This window comes from Roseateles sp. P5_D6, from assembly GCF_054049415.1.
On sequence record NZ_JBFUMK010000014.1, the window covers coordinates 15,274 to 34,839 of the forward strand.

Sequence of the window (19,566 nt, forward strand, 5' to 3'; positions counted from 1 at the left end):
TGTCAGCGCACTGCCGTGTCCTACAGTGCGGATATGCCCGATGTCTATTCCCCGCGCCGCGCCCACCGCAGCGAATTTCTGAGCCTGCGCGGCCTGCGCCACCACATCCTGCGCTGGGGCCAGCCCTTGCCGGGCCACCCGCCCCTGGTCATGGTGCATGGCTGGATGGACGTCGGCGCGTCCTTCCAGTTCGTCGTCGATGCGCTGCAGCAGGAGCGCGAGGTCATCGCGCTGGACTGGCGCGGCTTCGGCCTCAGTGCGACGACGGGTGCCGACAGTTACTGGTTCCCGGACTACCTCGGCGACCTCGACGCCCTGCTCGATGCGCTGAGCCCGGGCGCGCCGGTGGACCTGCTGGGCCACAGCATGGGCGGCAATGTGGCCATGAGTTATGCCGGGGTTCGTCCGCAGCGCATCCGTCGCCTCGTCAATCTCGAAGGCTTTGGCATGCCCGACATCTCGTCCGCCGCCGCGCCCGAACGCCTGGCCAAATGGCTGGACGAGCTGAAGGACCCGCCCTCGCTGCGACCCTACGCGACGCTGGCCGACGTGGCCGAGCGGCTGATGAAGAACAACCCCCGCCTGCCGGCGACCAAGGCTGCCTGGCTGGCTCAGCACTGGTCGCGTGAAACTCCCGAGGGCTTCCAGCTCAATGCCGACCCGGCCCACAAGCTGGCCAACCCCATGCTCTACCGCAAGGCCGAGGTGCTGGCCTGCTGGCAGCGCATCGCCGCGCCCACGCTGTGGGTCGAGGGCAGCGACGACCAGCTGACGCGCTTCTGGGGCACTCGCTACCCGCGCGAAGACTTCGAGGCCCGCCTGGCCCTGGTGCCACAGCTGGAGAAGGCCGTGCTGCAGGACGCCGGCCACATGCTGCACCACGACCAACCCGAAGCGTTGGCCGCCGTGCTTGAGCCCTTCCTGTCGAAGACATGAGGCAGCCTGCCATCGGGTTGCTGCTCGCGCTGGCTGCCGCAGGCGCGCAGGCGAGCTGCTCGCGAGAACTCAGCGTCGGCATCTCCGACCTCGGCTATTCAGCCTTCCTGCGCGACGGCCATATCCAAGGCGTCGTGCCCGATCTGCTGGACGAGCTGGCCCGGCGCAGTGGCTGCAAGCTGACCCTGCGCTACGCGCCTCGTGCGCGCGTGCTGCTGGACTTCGAGCACGGCAGCATCGACGTGCTGACCTCGGCCATGCGCGCCGCCGACCGCGACCGGGTCGGGCACTTCCTGCCCTATGCCTTCACGGAACTGGATCTGATCGTCGCGTCGGAGCGCGGGCCGCGCTCGCTGGAGGCCTTTGTCGGCCGGCCCGACCTCAAGCTCGGTATCGTCCGAGGCGTGCGCGTAGGTGAGGTGCTGGAGGAACGGATCGCACCGCTGCTGGCCTCGCGACAGGCCGAGTATTCGCCCGACTTCAACAACCTGGCGGCCAAGCTGACGGCCGGGCGCATCCAGGCAGCCATCATTCCCAACATGATCCATGCCAAGCTCAAGCGGGATGGCGCACTGCCGGCGCAGAGCATCGTCGTCGACCTGCCGGAGGCCGGCACCGAACCCATCGGCCTTTACCTGAACCGCACCACCGTCACCGAGGACGACGTTCAGCTGCTGCAGGCCCAGATCACCCTGCTGAGGCGCGAAGGCTGGATCCAGCAGCTCTACGCGCGTTATGTCGGCGAGGCCGAAGCCCGGCGCCTGTTCAGGACCGAGGCTCGCTGAACTCGGCCTCCAACTTGTCCATCTGTCTCGCGTAGACGATGACGATGGCGCAAAAGCCCAGCAGCGCGCCCTGCGAAGCCAGCCAGAAGGCCAGCGGCCAGCCGAACACCTCGACGCTGAGCTCGCGCGCGAAGAACACCGGCGCAAAACCGACGATGGCCCAGGCCAGCAGCAACCACACCGTCAGGCGGCGGGTGCGGCGCCAATAGTCGTCGCGCAGCGGAGCTGTCATGGCGGCCATTCTCACCCATGAGAAAATCCGCGTTTCGCCAAGAACCAAGCGCCCGTCATGGACATCGAACACATCAACCAAATCGGCAACAACCTGGCCGACCTCACAGCGCGTACCGACGCGCTAAGGGGGTATCTTTGACTTCGACCGCAAAGCACTGCGACTGAACGAGGTCAACGCCTCCCTCGAGAATCCCAACGTCTGGAACGACCAGAAGCGTGCCCAGGAACTGGGCAAGGAAAAGCGCACGCTGGAGGCCGTCGTCGACACGATCACGACGCTGACCAGCTCGCTGGCGGACAACACCGAGCTGTTCGAGATGAGCCGCGAGGAAGGCGACGAAGCCGGCATGCTGGCCATCGAACAGGACGCCGCCGCGCTGCAGGCCAAGGTCGAGGAACTCGAGTTCCGCCGCATGTTCAACAACCCGGCCGACCCGCTGAACTGCTTCATCGACATCCAGGCCGGCGCCGGCGGCACCGAAGCCTGCGACTGGGCCGGCATGCTGCTGCGCCAGTACCTGAAGTACTGCGAGCGCAAGGGCTTCAAGGCGACGCTGGAAGACGAGACGCCCGGCGACGTGGCGGGCCTCAAGAGCGCGACCATCAAGGTCGAGGGCGAATACGCCTTCGGCCTGCTGCGTACCGAGACCGGCGTGCACCGCCTGGTGCGCAAAAGCCCGTTCGACAGCTCCGGCGGCCGCCACACCTCGTTCGCGTCGCTGTTCGTCTACCCCGAGGTGGATGACAGCATCGAGATCGACATCAACCCGGCCGACGTGCGCACCGACACCTTCCGCGCCWSSGGCGCYGGYGGCCAGCACATCAACAAGACCGACTCGGCCGTGCGCCTGACGCACATCCCGACCGGCATCGTCGTGCAGTGCCAGGACGGCCGCAGCCAGCACAGCAACCGCGACGTCGCCTGGAAGCGCCTGCGCTCGCGCCTGTACGACCATGAGATGCGCAAGCGCCAGGAAGAACAGCAGAAGCTGGAAGACACCAAGACCGACGTCGGCTGGGGCCACCAGATCCGCTCCTACGTGCTGGACCAGAGCCGCATCAAGGACCTGCGCACCAACTACGAAACGTCTGCCACGCAGAAGGTGCTGGACGGCGATCTCGACCCGTTCATCACGGAGTCGCTGAAACAGGGCGTTTGATGCCCTCCCTGAAGCACTGCGCGCCCGCGTTCCGGCTGGCGCGCAGCGCTTCGACTGAACTGACCGATTTCCAAGGAAGCCCCAATGCGTGAAGGCAATGCCACCCTGATCCAACGCCTGGACTACCAGCAACCGGCGTTCTGGATCCGCAAGGTCGACCTGACCTTCGATCTCGACCCGGCCAAGACCCTGGTCACCAGCAAGATGCAGATCGAGCGCAACCGCGCCGTGCCCCACGGCCCGCTGCGTTTGCACGGCGAGGAACTGAACCTGCTGCGCGTGCTGATCGACGGCGCGAGCGTCTCCTTCCGCCAGGAAGGTAACGAGCTCATCATCGAAGGCGCACCCGACGCCGACTTCGCGCTCGAGATCCGCAACACCACCTGCCCAGACAAGAACACGGCCCTCTCCGGCCTGTACACCTCGGGCGGCAGCTTCTTCACGCAATGCGAGGCCGAGGGCTTCCGCCGCATCACCTATTTCCTGGACCGCCCCGACGTGATGGCCGTCTACACGGTCACGCTGCGCGCCAACGCCACCCTCTACCCGGTGCTGCTGTCCAACGGCAATCTGGTCGACAGCGGCACGCTCGACAACGGCCGCCACTTCGCCGTCTGGGCCGACCCCTTCCCCAAGCCCAGCTATCTGTTCGCCGTCGTCGCCGGCGACCTGGTCGCGCGCGAGCAGCGCATCCGCACCCGCGCCGGCAAGGACCACCTGCTGCAGGTCTATGTGCGCCGCGGCGACCTGGAGAAGACCGAGCATGCGATGAACTCGCTGATCGCCTCCATCGTCTGGGACGAGGCCCGCTTCGGCCTGCCGCTGGACCTGGAGCGCTTCATGGTGGTCGGCGTGTCCGACTTCAACATGGGCGCGATGGAGAACAAGGGCCTGAACATCTTCAACACCAGCGCCCTGCTCGCCTCGCCCGCCACCGCAACGGATGCGGACTTCAACCGCATCGAGTCCATCGTCGCCCACGAGTATTTCCACAACTGGACCGGCAACCGCGTCACTTGCCGCGACTGGTTCCAGCTGTCGCTCAAGGAAGGCCTGACCGTCTTCCGCGACCAGGAGTTCTCGATGGACATGGCCGGCACGCCGTCGGCACGTGCCGTCTGCCGCATCCAGGACGTGCGCCAGCTGCGCGCCGCGCAGTTCCCCGAAGACAGCGGCGCCATGGCCCACCCGGTGCGCCCGGACAGCTACAGCGAGATCAACAACTTCTACACGGCCACCGTCTACGAGAAGGGCGCCGAGGTCGTGCGCATGTACCAGACGCTGGTCGGCCGCAAGGGCTTCGAGGCGGGCATGAAGCTCTACTTCGAGCGCCACGACGGCCAGGCCGTGACCTGCGACGACTTCGCGCAGGCGATTGCCGACGCCAACCCCGGCTCGGGCCTCGCTACGCGCCTGGACACTTTCAAGCGCTGGTACTCGCAGGCCGGCACGCCGCGCGTGACCGCCCGCGGCGAGCATGACGCCGCCGCCCGCACCTTCACGTTGCGCTTCACGCAGACCACACCCGCCACGCCGGGCCAGGGCGACAAGCAGCCCCAGGTGATCCCCATCGTCATGGGCCTGCTGGACCGCCACGGCGCCGCCCTGCCCGTGAACGTCCAGGGCGACACCGAGGGCGTGGTGGTACTGGACCAGGCCGAGCAGACCTTCATCTTCGAGAACATCGACAGCGAGCCCGTGCCCTCGCTGATGCGCGGCTTCTCTGCGCCGGTGGTGCTGGAGGACGGCCTGTCCGACGCCGGCCTGATCGTGCTGATGCGCCACGACAGCGACCCTTTCAACCGCTGGGAAGCCGGCCAGCGCCTGGCGCTGAACCGCATCCTGCATTCGCTGCGTGCGGGCCAGCCGCTGGTGCTGAGCTCCGTATTCATCGACGCGATGCGGGTCCTGCTCAACCATCCCGAGCTGGACCCGGCCTTCAAGGAACTGGCCCTGACCCTGCCTGGCGAGGCCTATATCGCCGAGCAGCTCGACGTCGTCGACCCACAGGCCATCCACGCTGCCGTCATGGCCGCGCAAACCCAGCTCGCCGCCGCCCTGCGCGACGACTGGGCTGCGGCCTTCGAGGCCAACCAGATCAGCGGTGGCTACACGCCCGACCCGGTCTCGTCCGGCAAGCGGGCGCTGGCCAACCTGGCCCTGTCCATGCTCGTGCTGGATGCGCAGGCCACGGGCGACACCGTCTGGCCGGGCAAGGCCTACCAGCGCTTCAAGGACGCGTCCAACATGACCGAGCGTCTCGGCGCGCTGGCCGCCCTGGTGAACGCCAACGCCGAGCTGGCCGCACCGGCCCTGCAGCGCTTCCACGCGCTGTTCAAGGACGATGCACTGGTGGTCGACAAGTGGTTCTCGCTCCAGGCCCGCGCGCCCGAGGCGGACGGCCGCGTCTTCACCCGGGCCAAGTCCCTGCTCAAGCACCCCGACTTCAGCCTGAAGAACCCCAACCGGGCGCGAAGCCTGCTCGCGTCCTTGTGCATGTTCAACCCGGCCGCCTTCCACCGCGCCGACGCGGCCGGCTATGTGTTCTGGGCCGAACAGGTGCTCGCCATCGACGCCATCAACCCGCAGCTCGCCAGCCGCCTCGCCCGCGCGATGGACCGCTGGGCCGTGCTGGCCGAGCCCTACCGCAGCGCCGCCCGCGAGGCCGTCGCGCGCGTTGCCGCCAAGCCTGATCTGTCGAGCGACGTGCGCGAAATCGTCGAACGCGCGCTGGCCTCGGGAGGCTGATCGATGTCTCGTCAAACCAGCCTGACCCAATACCTCGTCGAGCAGCAGCGCGAGCACGGCCACATCCCGCAGGAACTGCGCCTCTTGATCGAGGTCGTCGCGCGCGCCTGCAAGCGCATCGCCATCGCCGTCAACAAGGGGGCGCTGGGTGACGTGCTCGGCACCGCCGGCAGCGAGAACGTGCAGGGCGAGGTGCAGAAGAAGCTCGACATCATCGCCAACGAGGTGCTGATCGAGGCCAACGAATGGGGCGGCCACCTCGCGGCCATGGCCAGCGAGGAGATGGACGGCATCTACGTCGTGCCCAACCGCTACCCCCAGGGTGAATACCTGCTGCTGTTCGACCCGCTGGACGGCTCCAGCAACATCGACGTCAACGTGTCCATCGGCACCATCTTCAGCGTGCTGCGCAAGGTGGGCCATTCGCGTGGCGTCAGCGAAGAAGACTTCCTGCAGCCCGGCAAGCAGCAGGCGGCGGCCGGCTACTGCGTCTACGGACCGCAGAGCATGCTGGTGCTGACGGTGGGCGACGGCGTGGCTGTCTTCACGCTGGACCGCGAGACCGGCTCCTGGGTGCTGACGCAGGACCAGGTCAGGATTCCCGAAGACACCAAGGAATTCGCGATCAACATGTCCAACCTGCGCCACTGGGCGCCGCCGGTGCGCCGCTACATCGACGAATGCCTGGCCGGCTCCACAGGGCCTCGTGGCAAGGACTTCAACATGCGCTGGGTCGCCAGCATGGTGGCCGACGTGCACCGCATCATGACCCGCGGCGGCGTCTTCATGTACCCCTGGGACCAGCGCGAGCCCGACAAGCCCGGCAAATTGCGCCTGCTGTACGAGGCCAACCCGATGGCCTTCCTCGTCGAGCAGGCCGGCGGCGTGGCCACCACCGGCAGTGAACGCATCATGGACCTGAAGCCGACCAAGCTGCACGAACGCGTGGCCGTGGCCCTGGGCTCCAAGAACGAGGTCGAGCGTATCGCCGCCTATCATCTCGACGCGTCCTGAGAAGCGTACCAAGAAGCGTCTATGGCATAGGCCGGTCCATCCAGCCTGTGATGAGCTGGACGGCCTCGGCCTCCATGCCGATGAAGCCGTGCCAGTGGAGGGCCTCGCAGGCGTCGCCCGTCGGGTCGGCGCCGCCGTCGACCACGACCAGCTTCTTCACTGGCGCAGCCGTCAGCCCGCGCGGGATGTAGCCCACGTCATGAGGCAGAGTCTGCCGGCACTGGTCCTTGGCGTGGTGCAGCACCAGCACCGGCACGCGGATGGCCGACAACTCCTGGCGCGGCACGGCGCCCGGCTTGTCCCAGGCGACGATGCTGGACGTCAACACCAGGCCGGCGATCTCCCCCTGCAATCGGATGGCCGCCGCCGTGGCCGACACCGTTCCACGACTGGTGCCGACCAACCAGACCGGCAATGGCGACTTCTGCCTGACGGCCTTCAGCACTTCGCGGATGTCGGTCATGTGGGCGTCCGAGATGCGCTCGCTGTAGCCCAGATCGGGCGTGTCGCTCGGCTTGCCGAAGATGGCGACGTTGTAGCCGCGCGCGGCGAACTCCCCTGCGGAGCGGACCAGGAAATTGCGGCTCGTTGGCCGGCCCGCTTCGATGCGCCCGAAGCCGCCGCTGCCACCGGGAAACAGCAACACCGTCGCCCGCGCCGCTTCGGCAGCCTGCCAGAACACCGGCGTGACAACGCCCTCGCGGGTGGCGACGTCGAAGCGCCCATCCTCGGCCTGGGTCAGCGCCGTGGCACCCAGCATCCACGCCCCCAGCAGCAGATTCCTGATCTTTTTCATGCGCCGGAGTTTGCGTCCTGACGCCCGAAAAGCAAGCCGATCTTGGCGGCTCAATGCAGTTGCGCTATGATCTCGGGCTTCGCTGATCCCGCCTGCGGGACGCGTGAGGCCGGCATAGCTCAGTTGGTAGAGCAGCGCATTCGTAATGCGAAGGTCGGGGGTTCGACTCCTCTTGCCGGCACCAATAAAAACAAGCACTTAGCCCAGCCTCACCCGCTGGGCTTTGTTGTTTCTGGGCCTCATGTAGCCACCATGTAGCGGCCGGAGGAGCAATCACGGTGCCTTTACGGACGCAGAAGGCCGCTTCGGCGGTGGCGCGCAAAGCAGCTTGATAGCCGCCGCGCCAACAGTGCCGGGTGCGACAGGACGCCATGCCGTTGGCTGGCTGCTGTCAACCAAAATCGTCCCTTCTCCCATTTGTCCGGAGAAGTCGGAAGACTGCAGGTAGCGCCATCGTTCTTCGCGGCAGTCGTACTCGGCCAAGCTCCGCTGCGAATTGCCTCTGCCAACCACTGGCGTTTTCATGTCAATCAGTACCCATACGCGCCGAATCTGGCCCGTAGTTTTGACAGTTTGCAAATCTAAAAAGTGGATGGCCTCATCGTTGGCAGCGATGGGCTCCCAATCAGCCCAGGCTGGGGAGCTGAACACTAGCGCGAATGTTGTCAGCATCAACTTCATGCATTGCCCCTCACAGTGCCTACCTAGACCCTAGCTGCACGTCCGCTGCGGCTGCTTGCCGCCGGCCACGACTGAGGCAAAGCTTAGCCTCTGCCCTGGTCTTGTCCTTATGGGCCTGGATGGTCATCGGCCACTAGGATGTTGAGCATGAACGGACTGAAAGCCGCCGCAGCCCGCCTCGGAACCATGCCCATTGAAGGCGAGTTCAGGCACCTTCAGCTACTTAGCGACGCAGAGTTCGAACGTGCTGCTGCTCGCCATCTGCAGCGCCGCCGAAGGCCTGCGAATGCAGACGGCGCTGGGGTGGCCCTCGTCATCTCACTGGCTGGCGTGCCGATTTGCCTTGTGTCCGCACTCTTCAATGGGGGCGACAGAGCCAGCCTCTTTGGGGCGACGTTCTGGCTGGTTGTTGGCGTCGCGCTCTATTGGTACTTGAGCGACGCTGCCAAGTACTGGCGCCAGCATCAGGCCATACGGGGTGAAGAATTCCGTCGGTGGGGAACGACTTCATTCGGGTGAAGTCAAATTCGTCGGGCAGTTTCCACTCATCACGGTGTTTGCCCCCAAAGTCGGGGCGGCTGGCCTCGGTCTGTTTCCGACCTGTTGAATGAGGCGCTAGCGCTGCTCATGCGCTGTTCAATCAGCAGCCCAGACCCGCCGGGAAGTGTCTGGCCATGAACTCATACAGCGCATCGTCGCGCCTCTCCTCACATTCGAGAATGGTCTTCACGAGCTTGTCGCGCGTGCTCTTGTGCATCCCTTTAGGGCGCCCCCATCCGTCCTCTAGCCGCGCCTCTGCCTTGCGCTGCGTGCGCCATGCTCTGCCCATCGCATCGTCGCTCTGGCTGCCGTAGGCGATGCGCCCGCAGTGCCGGCAGATGAATCCTGCGGTGCCCCGCAGGAACAGCACTGCCACGCGGCGCCAGCATCGAGGGCAGGAGAACCAAACGCGGCCGCCTCCGTAGTTGCATGGCGTCTTTTGCGTGGTGATGTGTTGCCGCACCGGCTCACCGTTCACCGTGAAGTTCAGAGAGACGGCCCCGCCTCCGCCAAGGTAGCCGATGCGGCCGGTTTCATCCCCGGTTTCGGCATCGCGCCAAACCCACGCGCCAGCGCGACCAGCCGAGAACATGCCTTCACGAGCCCAGCGGCGAGAGTCGATACGAAGGCAGTGCTCCGCTTTGACGTGCCATCCGGGCCGCCCAGCGTTCCAGCGATAGCCGCCCTTAGCCATTGCCGCGTCCCTTCACTGAATCCGAAATCAATAGGCAATCGCCGTCTTGGCCGTCGTCACAGCAGCACCCCCTGTTCAGGCTCGGTGGGCCTGGACTCGCGAAGGTCGGCCATGAACTCGGCCGCAAGGTCTGCGCTGGCCTGCGCGTAGGTCTGCCCGTAGGCCAGGCCCGCCTGCCCACTGGCCCCGTTCTCGCGCAGCCAGTCATTGAGGTGGCGGATGCGCCCGGCGAGGGATTGCAGCCGACGTGCAAGGCGGGCCGCCGTACGTTCTACCTCGGGGTCAGTAGCGACGATGCCGAGATGCTGGCAGGCTGCTCGAAGCTGCCAGGGATGAACGACGATGACCGAGGGGTCATTGAAGTCCTCTTGCTGCTCCAGTCTGACCATTGGCCCCTTCTCGTCGTGGAGCGCTTCGGCGCTCAGCGGGTACATCGTCAAAGAGTCCGTGTTGGGCTCGCTCATGGTGTGTGTCCTTCAATGCGTTGCTGCCGGAATTGCTGCTGCAGATGGCTTATCTAGATAGGTGGCCCGTGGCGGGGTAACCCTTGAGGCCGAAATGGGCTGTATTGACCCCGTGGCGGGGTCAAAAGGTGGCGGTCCTTGGGCTTGCTTGCCCCGTGGCGGGGTCATAACCGCCTGGGGTCGCCCCGTGGCGGGGCATGGCAAAGTGTTTTTGCGTGGCGTCGCCCACGTTGCCGGCTGTTCCTCGGTGGGCCTGGATGCCGCCTCATCCTTCGGCCCGCGCCAGTCGTTCACGCTGTAGCAGCCCGGGCCGTGGTCAAGCTTTGCGAAGTCGCACGCCATCGGCCAGAGCGTGACGGCGTAGAGCGAGCATTGCCGCCGCCCACCCTGGCGGGTCATGCAGACCAGCTTGGCGGTAATCAGCTCGTCTAGAGCGGCCTGGCGTGTGGCGTTGCCGGTCCAGCCCTTCGCCCGCATCACGGACGGCGCCGCCGACAGGTCGCCGTTGCCGTTGGCGTTCGGGCCAAGCTGCCCGCACAGGTCAAGCAGCATCTTCAAGGCGATAGGGGACAGTCCGGCGCAGGCGCGCGACCCGAGGAACTGCAGCGGCATCGCCACCCACGGCCCGGTGACGCTGACGCCTCCACCCTTGCGGCGCTTGTCCTTGCCGCTCATGAGGCAGCGCGGTCGGCTATCCAGGCCCACAAAGGGGCCAGGAAGGGCCATAGCGGCCGGAAATGTTGCGCTGCAAGGGTTGCGCGCACGGCGGCGTGTTGAGGCGCCTGGACGGGCTTGGCTGCTGTCATGCCGCCCCCGCCGCGCGCTTGCGCTTCCACTCGGTCAGCTTGCGGCGGTCGGCTTCCGTGCAGTGATAGACCCCGGGCCAGCAGTCGAAAAGGTCGCGGTCCCTCTTCTTGGTGCGGGTACATGGCAGCTCCAGCCCACGGCGGCGCAGCTCTGCAATCAACTCGGGGCCGTTGCTGCACCCGGCTACCGAATCGATGTGTTCGCGCGGCATGGGGCGGGTCAGCACTGCCTGAATCACGCGCAGGTGACGCGGGTTGTCGGTGCCCAAAAAATAGGCAGCCGCTTTAGAATCGCCGTGCTTGGGGGCGGTCGTCTTTACTTCGGTGGGGCGGCCGTTTTTCATTGCGCCACCCCCAGCAGTTTGCGAAGCTCGGCGACAGGCCAGGCTAGCCGACCATTGATGCGGATGGGCCGGATGGGGCCGGACTCATCGCAGGCCCAGAGCCTAAGCGTTTGCTCAGCGCGATTTAGATGAAAAGCTGCCTCACTCGTCGGGAGGTTGGCGCGAGCTTCCTGCTCAAGTGATACGGGTTGAACTGCCTTCGGTGCCATCGAAAACCCCTGGGGTTTGTTGCGATGGAGCCATTGAATTTGCGCAAGTGTCCGCACGCCATGATGCCGTGGCAGGCGTGGCGCTACCGTGACTGTCGTGGGCCTGGAGTGGCCTTGGCGTGGGCTCTAGGCGTCTTCGGAGGTCATTCGCCGAATCATCTCGGCGATGGCGGCAAGCGTTGCTTCTTTCGCTTTGCCCTCGGTGTCCGAGTAGATGAGCCCGTCCGCATTGACTTGGTCCACCTCAGGTGGCTTTGTCGCCCTGAAGGCGTCTAGGACATCGCGAGCAGTAGGCTTGGCGGCACCGGCGCTGTGAGCCGTCTTCAAGAATTTGTACAGGGGCCATGAGTAGCCGCGAAACCGCTGGGGCGTGTTCAGGTGCCAGCCGGGCTGCTCTGCGTGCTCCACCAACGGGGCCGCGATGCGTGCCGGTTCTGAGCCGAGGGCGTGTACGGCGGCCTTGTCTGCCTTAGTGGGCGGATATGGATATTCAAGCCGTAGCGCATCGCCGATTGCCTCCGCCGCGAGCCAGGCGTTCACGTCGTGCTGAAAAATGGTGCGATACCAGAGGTGTTCCCGAGGGATGCGTTGCGGCTCAACGCGGATGTTGTTGACCCTGTATGTGAGCTTGCCGTCGCGGATGGCTGCGTCCATCTGTTCAGCTAGCTCCTTCGCGTCCAGGCCGCCCGCGTGGTCGGCGAGCACCTGCGCTGCTTCCACCAGTTCGTAGCGGCCACGACGCCAGCGCGCCAGCCGCTCCTCCACCTCAGCGACGAAGCGGGGGAACGTCATGGACATGGAGCCGATGTGTCGTGCATAGCTTGTTGAGACCTCCCGCCCTACATCGGAGATGACGCGAGCCTGTTCCCAGCGAGTCGCCTCGGCGCGCGGCATCTCGCGCAATACTTGCAGCTCGTTCTCTCGCAGGTGCCGGCCATAAACCGCCAGGAAGAAGCCGATATGAGGGTCGAAATCCCGTTCGCGCGCCCACTGATACCACCCCTCGGGCGGCATCCGGTCGCGCCCTTCTGCGACAGCCAGGCGCTCCATACGCCGCGCCTCGGCGCAGACCTGGGCGGGGTTGTTTTTCGGCTCGGGCCGTGAGGTCAGGTCTTCGTACAGGTCGGGGTCCAGGCCCGCCATCAGCCGGCTCGCCTCGGCCGCATTGAGTGTCGGCATGTTCTGCACCCAATACTGCCAGTCGATGAGGCGGCCGTTCCAGGCCATCTCCGCAAAGTGCGCGTGAAAGTCGTCTGACCGCCGCGTGCGCAGTTCGGACTTCCTCCCGAAGCCCTCAAGCACCATGTTGAGCTCTTCTTCATCGAGAAACGGCGAGAGGTTCAGCGCTCGGTCTCCCTCCCGCTCCGACGTGATGGACAGTCGGTTGGGCCCATGGTCCAGCTCGAAGTCGGCGACGAACTCATCGAGCCACACGAAGACGCGGGCGGGAAGCTTTTCCACAGAACGCGATACCCAGGCCGCGTACCCTCGTTCATCGCTTGTGTACTCCTCCTTGAGTTGCGCCTGCAGCCCTTGCAGCGCGGCGATAGGTCTATCCCACTCCTTCGGCAATAGCTTGACGGGGCCGCCGTCTCCCAAGTGATACGTGTCGGTGCTCTCCAGCTTCTCGAAACCCTCGGTGGCAGCCCTGGCGAAGTTCTGCGCGACCATGTCGGGCGACAGAGCCCAGCCGGACACGTAGGGAATTGCACGCACCGGCAGCGCGTCACGTCCTGACACCTTGACCACCAGCGAGGCGTAATCCCGTTCAGCTTCAGCCCGCTTTTCTGCTTGTTCCATCGCACCCCTTCCGGTGCCCTTCATGAGGAGCCCCAGCAGGCGGGTGAAGGTGTCCCGCTCTTCGGTTCGCGGGCCTAGCTGGGGCGGAATGAGTCTATGCCGTCAGGCCCGTTGCCTGAAACCGTCAGGCGGCGGCAACTAGCTGCAGACCCCTTGCCGTCGATGCCTGCGGGCCGAAGGCAATGCCGGCCTTCTCCAAAACGAACGCCTCCACCTTCGCCAGATACTCGCCCAGCACGCCAATTGGGCGCGGCTTGTACCGTTCAGACATGGCGCTAGGCCGGTGCCCCATGATTTGAGCGATGGCACCAGCGGGGGCGCCAGCGGCCTCACCCATCAAGGCGAAGGAACGGCGCAGGCCGTGTATTGAGACATGGGGCAATGCCGCCTCGGTCAGCACGTCAGCGTGATACGCGCGGGGCTCTGCGATGCGGCCCGATGCGCTGCGGCTGCGGCCCTTGTTGGCGCCCTTCTTCGTGATGGCTGCGGCGAACACGAAGGGGTTTTGCGTGCCGTCTGCCAGCGTGACGCGCGGCAGCGCCTGCAACAGACTAGCGAGATACGGGGCCAGCGGAATCACGCGGGTGGCGTCCACCTTGTCCGCGATGGTCACGCGGCGGTTCGGAAAGTCAACGTCTGCCCAGCGCAGCCCGGCCATTTCTTCCCGGCGCGCGCCGGTCAGCAGCAGCGCCACGAGATAGGCCGCAGCGTGCCGGTTGCGCAGCTTGCCGACGCCAGCGAACCATGCGGCCAGTTGCTCGGCCTCCAGGGCATCAGTGCGGGGCTTCGATGCTGGCAGCACGTCGCCCAAGTCCCGGGCGCGGGCCGCTTCGCGGTCCACCAGCGGCCGGTATTCCTTGCGGGTGGCGCACCACGACAAGAAGCCCGAAAACATCGCCACGGCCCGCGCCGCTTGAATGGGCGCCCGCTTCGCTTCGCTGCTGTACCAGTCGCGGATGGTGTCTTGGTCGATGGTCGCCAGAGTCAGCGGCATCAAGGCGGCGAGGTGCCCGGGCTTCGTCAGGCCCTCGCCGCGCTTGAGGGGTTCGCCCCCAGCGGCGGCGGCTTTCATCAGGTCGGCCCGATAGCGGGGCTTCCACGCGGCCTTCTTCGGGGGCTTGCCGTTCGCCATGTAGACCGGCCAGACCTCGCCCACGGTCACGGCCTGCGCCACTGCTACGGCCTGGGCCGCTTCCGCCTCCTCGGCCTTGCGCGCCTTCGCTTCCGCCTTCTCGCGGTCCAGTTCGCGGGGGTCTTGCCTCTGGTCGGTCAGCACCCGCAGGCTGTTGGCCTCCTTGCGCGCGGCCTCAATGCTCCAGGGTGGCGGATTCCCCGATGCCTCACCAATCGTGCGGCGCAGGGTCTTGCCGCTGACCTTCGTTTCAAAGACGAAAGACTTGGCGCCCCCTGCCGTCACCCGCACGCGCAAGCCCCTGCACTCGGTATCGCGCAGGAACGCCTGTTCCTTGCCAGCGGGGCAGGCCAGGTCGGCAATCAAGCCCGCCGTGAGTGCGTGCGGCTGCGTCAGGTCTATCGGTGCGCCTGCCTTGCGTCTCGCCATGTCCCGACTCCATGTAGCCACCATGTAGCCAGTCGGCCGACATTTTGGCGAATTTGAATCAACGCCCGGACTGGATGCAACGACAGACCTAGCCCGCTAACGCGTTGATTTTCATAGAGTGTACGAATGGGCATCAACAACGGCAAACACTATCTCGCGCGCATTCGTAATGCGAAGGTCGGGGGTTCGACTCCTCTTGCCGGCACCAGAACAAGAAGAAGCACCAAGGGCCTGATCTCGCGATCAGGCCCTTTTTGCGTTCTGGGCAGTTTTCCGCACTTGGAACAGCTGTTGCAAACGACCTCAGCCCAACCTCGATAACGCACGCGCGGCGAGGGCACCGGGCCGTTAGTCTGCATGGATTGCAGTTCCCGAAGTCGCCCGAACACCATGGACAGCGCCAGCAACACCCCCACGCCGGGCTTGCGTCAGAAACTCATCATTGCCGCCATCGTCGTCACGGCGCTGCTGGCCTTGTTCGGCCTATCGACCTTGCACGAGCGCACGACCAGCGAGGTGCAGGCCCGCAAGAACGCCACCGCCCTCAGCTTCGAGCGCTCGCCCGAACAATGGCTGGCCCACCCGCGTGAAGCTTCCGAGTTCGAGCGCGCCCTGCAGGCCAAGGACGTTGCGGCCGTCGGTGTCAGCGGCGGCCTGGTGCTCTACACCGACCGCGCCGGCCATCAATTCAGCACGCGGCTCATCGACTGCGGCCTGGGCTGCAAGAACGAGATCGGCTCACGCCTGGGCGAACTCAGCGTGGCCCAAGGCTTTGCGCTGACCGACATCGACGTCGACGCGCGTACCGGCGGCCAGCGCCTATTCCAGTCCCTGGAGCGGGCCGGGAGCGCGCTGGCGCCGCTGCTGGTCATGCTGCTGATCGCCGGCCCGCTGGTTTATCTGCAGCTGCGCGGCCCCTTGAGCCAGCGTACGCGCCTGGCCGACAAGCCCAAGACCCGCTTCGACGACGTCATCGGCGCCGAAGAGGCCAAGAAGGCGTTGCGACGCGTCGCGGCCTTCATGAAGGATCCCAAGCAATACGCCGCCGTGGGCGCCAAGGCGCCGCGCGGCGTGCTGCTTGACGGCCCGCCGGGCACCGGCAAGACGCTGCTGGCCAAGGCCCTGGCCGGCGAATGCGGCGCCAGCTTCATTAGCGTCGACGGCTCTTACTTCAGCTCCATGTTCTATGGCGCCGGTATCGGCAAGGTGAAGGAGCTCTTCAAGAAGGCCCGCGACGCAGCGCCCTGCATCGTCTTCATCGACGAGATCGACGGCATCGGCCGGCGCAGCAACGGCAAGGAAGCCGGCGGGGGTGGCGGCGAGCAGGAGCAGAACCGCATCATCAACCGCCTGCTGGTGGAGATGGACGGCTTCTCCTCGCTGGAGAACGTCGTCATCGTCGGCGCCACCAACCACATCGACAACATCGACGAGGCCATGCGCCGCCCCGGCCGCTTCGACCTCATCGTGCGCACGGCCATGCCCACGGTGCCCGAACGCCAGCAGCTGTTCGGCCTCTACCTGGGCCAGATCAAGGCGGCGATCGGCATGGATCTCCCGTCCATCGCCCGCACCGCGGCCGGCATGTCGCCGGCCGACATCGCCAACTGCGTGAACCGCGCCGCGGCCTATGCGGCCGAAGCGGGTGAGCCGCAGGTCAGCCAGGAGCGCGTCTACCAGTCGCTGGAGACCCATCAGCTCGGCGGCGAGGTGAGCAACAGCAAGGACGTCATCACGCCCGAGACGCTGCGCCGCATCGCCTTCCATGAGTCAGGCCACGCGCTGGTGGCCCACGTGCTGGAGGCCGGCAGCGTCGAGCGCGTCAGCATCGAGCCGCGCGGCCCTGCCCTGGGCGTGACCTATGTGACCCGCACCCACGAAGAGCCGCTGTACGGCGAACGCGAGCTGCGCTCGCGCCTGGCGATGATGCTGGCAGGCCGCGAGGCCGAGCTGATCGCCTTCGGCAACACCTCCTCCGGCGCGGCCGACGACCTCAAGCGCGCGTCCGAGCTCGCCACCAACATGATCGGCTCCATGGGCTTTGGCAAGACGTTCGGCTTGCTCAGCATGGCCGGCGTGCCCAAGGAACTCATCGGCCCCGACGTACAGAAGTCGCTGCTGGACGAGGCCCGCGCCCTGCTCGAGAGTGCCCAGGCCGAATGCCGCAGCGTGCTGGAGGACAAGCGTGACCGCCTGGACGCATTGACCGAGATGCTGCTCGGCCAGGAAACCGTCAGCGGGGCGCCGTTGAAGCGCGTGCTGATGGGCGAGCCTACGGCAGCTTGAGCCGCTTTCTTGCGGTGGACAAGGTCTGCCGCGACTTCGCGTAGTCGCGCCACGGGTCCTCCTTCTCGAAGGACAGGTACTCGCGCGCCGTCGTGATGGTCCACTGCGCGCCGCTCTTCAGTGAGCCGAGCTGCTCCCAGCTGACGGGCATGGAGACGCCCAATCCCGGCCGGGCCCGCGCAGAGAACGCCGTCGCCGTCGTCTGGCCGAAGCCGTTGCGCAGGTAGTCGATGAAGATCTTGCCAACGCGATTCTTGCCGCCGCTCTTGGCGACGAAGCGCTGCGGGAGGGTCTCGGCCATGTGGGCCACGACCGCTTGCGAGAAATCCTTGACGGTGTCGTAGTCCAGTTTGGGCGCCAGCGGCACCACCACGTGCAGGCCCTTGCCGCCGCTGGTCTTGAGCCAGGCCTTCAGGCCCAACTCCTCGAGCATGGTGTGCGTGAGGGCGGCCGCCTCCTGCAGATGCGCCCAGCTGACGCCCTCGCCCGGGTCCAGGTCGAACACGACGCGATCCGGCTGGTCGATGCGCCCGACCTTGGAGTTCCAGGTGTGGAACTCGACGACATTGAGCTGCGCGGCGTTGATGAGCCCTTCCACGCTGTCGACGCTCATCAGCGCCTCGTGTTCCGGCCACAGCGCCGGATCGAGGGTCGTGATGCCCGGGATCTCCTTGTCCGAATGCTTCTGGAAGAACAGCTGCCCGCTGATGCCCTGGGGTGCGCGCACCAGCGAGACCGGGCGGTTCTTCAGGTGCGGCAGGATGCGGTCTGCGACGCTCTCGTAGTAGTGCACCAGGTCGATCTTGCGTAGCCCGGTCGAGGTGTCGATCACCCGGTCGGGGTGGCTGATCTTGACGCTCGTCCTGGGCGAAGGCCGTACCGCCGCGGCCTGCTCGCGCTGGATCGCCTTGGGCGCCTTGTCGGCGCGCACACCAACAAATCTCGCGTGCCGGATATGGCCATCGGGCGTCCACTCGCCGAAGGCCACTTCCACCACCATCTCCGGCCGCACCCAGCGCTCGCTACCCCGGGCGCGGCGCGACCAGCGGCCCGGCTCGACGGCCGCCGGGGCGATGGCCGGCGTCTTCGTCTGCAGCTTGCTCAACTGCCGGTGCAGCTCGCGCCCCTGCGCCGAGGCCCAGCCGGTGCCGACCGAGCCGGCCGAGCGCAACTTGCCGTCCTGGTGATAGCCCAGCATCAGGGCTCCAACTTCCTGGGGCGAGTTCGTGCGGTCGGTGAAGCCGATGACGACGAATTCCTGGCGGCGCTGGCATTTCAGCTTGAGCCAGCTGTCACTGCGCCGGGAGACATAGGGCGAGTCGGCCTTCTTCAGCATCACGCCTTCCAGGCCCAGCTGGCAGGCCGCGGCGAGCACCTGCGACGGCGCCGCCGGCACCTCATCGCTGAAGCGCACATGGGCCGAGGTGCGGCCTTCGAGCAGCTCTTTGAGCACCGCGCGCCGGCTGCGCAGCGGCACTTCGCGCAGGTCGGTGTCGCCGAGGAAGGGCAGGTCGAACAGGAACATGGCGATGTCCTGCGTGCGCGCGTTGTCGATGGCGTTCTGCAGCCGGTTGAAGTCCGGCACGCCATGCTCGTTCAACACGACGATCTCACCGTCCAGCCAGGCCTGATCGATGCCGAGCTTCTCGAGTTCATCGACAAGCGGCGCCAGCTTCGCGGTCCAGTCATTGCCATTGCGCGTGATCAGCGCGACCTTGCCCTTGCTGATGCGCACGCCCATGCGATAGCCGTCGAACTTGTTCTCTATCACCCAGTCGCCGTCTGCGGGCGCAGCGGCAATCAGCGTTGCCAGCTGCAGCTCGAGCGTCTTCGGGAACGGCGCCTTCCTTGCGCGGGACAGATCGGGGCCGGCCGTCTGCGGCTGTGCGCGCACCCGCGGTTCACGCTCCTCCACGGGGCCCAGGGGTTTTTCCACGACGCTGTCCGGCAGGGCGCTGATGACGTCGTATTCGGCCGTCGGCCGCGCCCAGGCATCGCCGCGCTTCTTGAACAGGATCCACTGGTCCTGCTTCTTCTCGCCCGGCTTGGAGATGCGCACCAGCTCCCACAGCCCGGCCAGCTTCTCGCCATGCAATTCGAAGATGAGCTTGCCCTTGGCCAGGCCCTCGCGCGGGTCGCCGACCGGCGTCCAGCTGCCGCGGTCCCAGATGATGACGGTACCGGCGCCGTAATGCCCCTTGGGAATCTCGCCCTCGAAGCTGTTGTAGCTGACCGGGTGGTCCTCGACATGGATGGCCATTTGCTTCTTGGCGGGGTCGAAACTCGGCCCCTTGGGCACGGCCCAGCTGACCATGACGCCGTCCAGTTCGAGCCTGAAGTCGTAGTGCAGGTGCGAGGCCCAGTGCTTCTGGATGACGAAGCCCAAGGCCTTGGATTTGCGGCGTCCCAGCCTCCCCTTGGGCTCCGCCGTGCCGCTGAAGTCGCGCTTGGCGTTGTAGCGCGCCAATGGCGCCTCGGCGGTAGCGGGGCGGGGCTTGCTCATGGGTC

The 19,566-nt window shown here is 66.2% G+C and carries 17 protein-coding genes and 1 tRNA gene; 8 read left to right on the forward strand and 10 right to left on the reverse strand.

What is annotated here, in order from left to right; translation table 11 throughout:
- The first annotated feature begins 15 nt into the window (after positions 1 to 15).
- Positions 16 to 936, forward strand: a complete 921-nt coding sequence (locus ACXJKM_RS19120) for an alpha/beta fold hydrolase (protein ID WP_457354371.1) — start codon at positions 16 to 18, stop codon at positions 934 to 936.
- Positions 933 to 1,721 (forward strand): substrate-binding periplasmic protein, encoded by a 789-nt coding sequence (locus ACXJKM_RS19125; protein WP_457354373.1) that lies wholly within the window; start codon positions 933 to 935, stop codon positions 1,719 to 1,721. Before ACXJKM_RS19120 ends, ACXJKM_RS19125 begins: the two co-directional genes overlap by 4 nt.
- Here the strand turns inward: ACXJKM_RS19125 and ACXJKM_RS19130 are convergent.
- A complete protein-coding gene (locus tag ACXJKM_RS19130) occupies positions 1,702 to 1,953 on the reverse strand; it encodes a DUF4212 domain-containing protein (RefSeq protein ID WP_056199696.1) in 252 nt (83 codons plus the stop codon). The genes ACXJKM_RS19125 and ACXJKM_RS19130 overlap by 20 nt on opposite strands.
- A 57-nt stretch (positions 1,954 to 2,010) precedes the next feature.
- On the opposite strand from ACXJKM_RS19130, the gene prfB reads away from it, so the two are divergent.
- The 3 genes from prfB (at position 2,011) to ACXJKM_RS19145 (ending at position 6,877) form a co-directional block, all read left to right on the forward strand.
- Positions 2,011 to 3,115 (forward strand): peptide chain release factor 2 gene (gene prfB / locus ACXJKM_RS19135; protein WP_457354375.1). Its coding sequence is split into 2 segments (ribosomal slippage): positions 2,011 to 2,091 and positions 2,093 to 3,115, totalling 1,104 coding nucleotides; the frame shifts between segments, so codons are not numbered across the junction.
- 84 nt (positions 3,116 to 3,199) lie between these two features.
- The gene (pepN, locus tag ACXJKM_RS19140; RefSeq protein ID WP_457354377.1) at positions 3,200 to 5,863 is read left to right on the forward strand and encodes an aminopeptidase N; all 2,664 of its coding nucleotides are present in this window, start codon (positions 3,200 to 3,202) and stop codon (positions 5,861 to 5,863) included.
- A gap of 3 nt (positions 5,864 to 5,866) precedes the next feature.
- Positions 5,867 to 6,877, forward strand: a complete 1,011-nt coding sequence (locus ACXJKM_RS19145; RefSeq protein ID WP_056198682.1) for a class 1 fructose-bisphosphatase — start codon at positions 5,867 to 5,869, stop codon at positions 6,875 to 6,877.
- Between the two features lie 19 nt (positions 6,878 to 6,896).
- Here ACXJKM_RS19145 and ACXJKM_RS19150 read toward each other — a convergent pair whose 3' ends face one another.
- Complete coding sequence (locus ACXJKM_RS19150; protein ID WP_056198683.1) at positions 6,897 to 7,673, reverse strand: alpha/beta hydrolase; 777 nt, start codon at positions 7,671 to 7,673, stop codon at positions 6,897 to 6,899.
- A 108-nt stretch (positions 7,674 to 7,781) separates the two neighbouring features.
- Between ACXJKM_RS19150 and ACXJKM_RS19155 the strand changes: the two genes are divergently transcribed.
- Positions 7,782 to 7,857: transfer RNA gene (locus tag ACXJKM_RS19155), tRNA-Thr, on the forward strand.
- A gap of 89 nt (positions 7,858 to 7,946) precedes the next feature.
- On the opposite strand, the gene ACXJKM_RS19160 is transcribed toward ACXJKM_RS19155, so the two are convergent.
- On the reverse strand, positions 7,947 to 8,354 hold the full coding sequence (locus tag ACXJKM_RS19160; protein ID WP_457354379.1) for a surface-adhesin E family protein: 408 nt from the start codon (positions 8,352 to 8,354) through the stop codon (positions 7,947 to 7,949).
- 147 nt (positions 8,355 to 8,501) lie between these two features.
- Here ACXJKM_RS19160 and ACXJKM_RS19165 point away from each other — a divergent pair, with 147 nt between their 5' ends.
- The gene (locus tag ACXJKM_RS19165) at positions 8,502 to 8,873 is read left to right on the forward strand and encodes a hypothetical protein (protein WP_457354381.1); all 372 of its coding nucleotides are present in this window, start codon (positions 8,502 to 8,504) and stop codon (positions 8,871 to 8,873) included.
- A 121-nt stretch (positions 8,874 to 8,994) separates the two neighbouring features.
- On the opposite strand, the gene ACXJKM_RS19170 is transcribed toward ACXJKM_RS19165, so the two are convergent.
- From ACXJKM_RS19170 to ACXJKM_RS19195, 6 genes are all read right to left on the reverse strand, one after another.
- Positions 8,995 to 9,588, reverse strand: coding sequence for a hypothetical protein (locus ACXJKM_RS19170; protein ID WP_457354383.1), 594 nt, complete (start codon positions 9,586 to 9,588; stop codon positions 8,995 to 8,997).
- Between the two features lie 56 nt (positions 9,589 to 9,644).
- Positions 9,645 to 10,052: a hypothetical protein gene (locus tag ACXJKM_RS19175; RefSeq protein ID WP_457354385.1), complete on the reverse strand. Its 408-nt coding sequence runs from the start codon at positions 10,050 to 10,052 to the stop codon at positions 9,645 to 9,647.
- A 12-nt stretch (positions 10,053 to 10,064) separates the two neighbouring features.
- Positions 10,065 to 10,727 carry a hypothetical protein gene (locus ACXJKM_RS19180; RefSeq protein WP_457354387.1) on the reverse strand — a complete coding sequence of 221 codons (663 nt, stop codon included), beginning with the start codon at positions 10,725 to 10,727 and terminating at the stop codon, positions 10,065 to 10,067.
- Positions 10,728 to 10,854: 127 nt separating this feature from the next.
- Complete coding sequence (locus tag ACXJKM_RS19185) at positions 10,855 to 11,202, reverse strand: hypothetical protein (protein WP_457354389.1); 348 nt, start codon at positions 11,200 to 11,202, stop codon at positions 10,855 to 10,857.
- A 335-nt stretch (positions 11,203 to 11,537) separates the two neighbouring features.
- Positions 11,538 to 13,211, reverse strand: coding sequence for a hypothetical protein (locus ACXJKM_RS19190; protein WP_457354391.1), 1,674 nt, complete (start codon positions 13,209 to 13,211; stop codon positions 11,538 to 11,540).
- A 124-nt stretch (positions 13,212 to 13,335) separates the two neighbouring features.
- Entirely contained in the window at positions 13,336 to 14,772 is a 1,437-nt protein-coding gene (locus ACXJKM_RS19195) for a tyrosine-type recombinase/integrase (RefSeq protein ID WP_457354393.1), read from the reverse strand.
- A gap of 390 nt (positions 14,773 to 15,162) precedes the next feature.
- Here ACXJKM_RS19195 and ACXJKM_RS19200 point away from each other — a divergent pair, with 390 nt between their 5' ends.
- Positions 15,163 to 17,058 carry an AAA family ATPase gene (locus tag ACXJKM_RS19200; protein WP_457354395.1) on the forward strand — a complete coding sequence of 632 codons (1,896 nt, stop codon included), beginning with the start codon at positions 15,163 to 15,165 and terminating at the stop codon, positions 17,056 to 17,058.
- Here ACXJKM_RS19200 and ligD read toward each other — a convergent pair.
- Positions 17,045 to 19,561 carry a DNA ligase D gene (ligD, locus tag ACXJKM_RS19205; RefSeq protein WP_457354397.1) on the reverse strand — a complete coding sequence of 839 codons (2,517 nt, stop codon included), beginning with the start codon at positions 19,559 to 19,561 and terminating at the stop codon, positions 17,045 to 17,047. The genes ACXJKM_RS19200 and ligD overlap by 14 nt on opposite strands.
- Between the last annotated feature and the right edge of the window lie 5 nt (positions 19,562 to 19,566).